Here is a 2,447-nt window from a genome sequence, read left to right as displayed (position 1 = left end):
TCGATTAGGTTCGATAGAAAAGGTATCAAAAATCTACAAAAAATAATACAAGCCGGCTAAGCCGGCTTGTATAGTTAAAACATCATATTACTTTTCACTTAAAGCTTTAATGATTCTTTCAGGTGTTGCTGGGTGTTCAGTGATATTTGTATCTAAAGCATCATTAATTGCATTAATAAGTGCCGGCCCTGGTGCAACAGTAGCCATTTCTCCAATACTTTTTGCTCCAAAAGGTCCTCTTGTTTCACCTTTTTCAATAAATAAAGTTCTTACTTCCGGCATTGAAGGTGCATTAATAACATGATATTTTGAGAAGTTCTCACTTTTGAGATTTCCTTTTGAGTCAATTTCAACCTCTTCACACATTGCCATTCCAAGACTCATATGTGCACCACCCTGAACCTGGCCTTCTGCTTGAGTTCTATTTATTACCTGTCCGGCATCTTGGACTGCCAGCACATCTACTATGTCAAACAAGCCTGTATATTTATCAACTTTTACTTCTATAAATGATACTGCATATGTAGCAGGATTTACCTTGGATCTATATTCTATTACCTCTTTAAGTGTAGATTCAAAATCTCTTTCACTTATTGTTGCAAGATCTCCATATGTAATTTCATTTTCTCCACCACAGGAAATTATACCGTCTTCCATTTTAATATATTCCCTGTTACAGTTGAATTTTCTTGTATAGATGTCCAGCATTTTCTCTTTAAGAAGTTCAGATGCCTCCTGTAATGCTCTACCACAAACAAAGGTTACCCTGCTGGCCTGTGATCCTGCTGAATCATATGGAGAAATATGTGTGTCAGCCTGGGGAACATTTATATTCAAAGGGTTTATATCTAGGACTTCTGCTGCAATCTGCTGCATGCTAAGTACTGTACCACATCCAAGATCATGTATTCCAATCTTTACTACTACTCTATTGTTAGACATCATCCGAATATCAACATTTGTATAATCAGGAGCTCCGCCGTGATATCCATTTCCATGAGCTGCGGCTGCAACTCCAAGACCATAGGCATATCTTTCAGTATTTTTTTCCTTGATTTTTTCTTTTCTTTCCTTCCAGTTGAATGCTTCCATTCCATCGATGAGACAATCCTTGATCCTTCCATTACCAATTGCCGGACTTCCTATATGGTCAACGCCCTTTTCATCAAATTCTTTTGGTTCAAATGCATTCCTTATTCTGAAATCCACTGGATCCATGCCGATTTTTTTCGCAGCATTGTTAATGTTTATTTCTGTGATGGCATGAATCTGAGGTGATCCATATCCTCTACAAACTCCACCAGGAGTAGTATTTGTAAAATATATGCTTCCACTATAGTTCTGGTTTTCAATATCGTATGTTCTAAAGGCTTTTTTCCCTGTTGCTATTGTTATTGCCACTCCATTAGTTATATAAGCACCGCCATCAAACTCCATGGCTATGTCTCTTGCTACAATCTTTCCATCCTTTGTAATACCTGTTCTGATTTTTTGTTTTGTACTGTTACGAACTCTTACTGTCCCTATGGAATGCTTTCTTTCCATAAGTATCTGTACAGGCTTGTTCAGCTTTAAAACTGCAAAGGCAGCAATAGGCTCAAGTACAGGCATACTCTTTCCACCGAAAGAACCACCTATTACCGACTTTATTACCCTTATTTTGTCTGAAGGTAAATCAAGAGCATTGGAAATAACATTTTGAATCCAAAAAACATGTTGGCACGGAGACCATACAATCAAATTTCCAAACATATCAGGCTCTACCAGTGATACATGATTCTCTATTGCTCCCTGATGAATTCTTGGTGTAGTACCTTCATCTTCTATTATATAGTCTGCCTTTTCAAATCCCTTATCCATATCTCCACAAGACAATGACTTGCTGAATAATAGATTAGTATCCTTGAATACCAATGTTTCATCCTTCTTTGATTCTTCAAGTCCTATTACGGCAGGAAGTTCTTCATAATCAACTTTTACAGCCTTTATTCCTCTATCTACAGCTTCATAACTTTCTCCTACAACCAGTGCAATTCTGTCTCCAACGTGCTTTGCAATTTCATGAAGAATATATTCATCCTGATCCGAAACATCTCCAGGGAAACGCTGATTTGAGCAATAAGCCTTGTGAGGTACGTCATCGTAAGTAAAAACAGCCTTTACTCCATCAATTTTAAGTGCCTCTTCCTTTTGAATTGTAACTTTTGCATGGGCTTTTGTACTGGTAACAAGCTTGGCAAAGAGCATATCGTGCCTTCTTAAATCACCAGTATATTTAGTTTTCCCCCTTGCCTTGTCACGAGCATCCGGTCTTACTATTCTTTCTCCAATATATTTGAACTTTGCAGTTTTTTTATCAGACATTTCAACAGTCATTATTGCACCTCCATTATGTTCTTGATTTCATCATAGACATCATTAATTATTCCTTTTACTGCAACTCTCTT

The 2,447-nt window shown here is 37.3% G+C and carries 1 protein-coding gene; it reads right to left on the bottom strand.

The window, feature by feature from the left end:
- Nucleotides 1–87 precede the first annotated feature (87 nt).
- Nucleotides 88–2,376, bottom strand: coding sequence for a xanthine dehydrogenase family protein molybdopterin-binding subunit (locus AC3AX0_RS11570; protein ID WP_487550437.1), 2,289 nt, complete (start codon nucleotides 2,374–2,376; stop codon nucleotides 88–90).
- Nucleotides 2,377–2,447 lie beyond the last annotated feature (71 nt).

The sequence above is a fragment of the Dethiosulfatibacter sp. genome (assembly GCF_983023055.1).
This window is presented reverse-complemented; position numbering and strand designations above follow the sequence as displayed.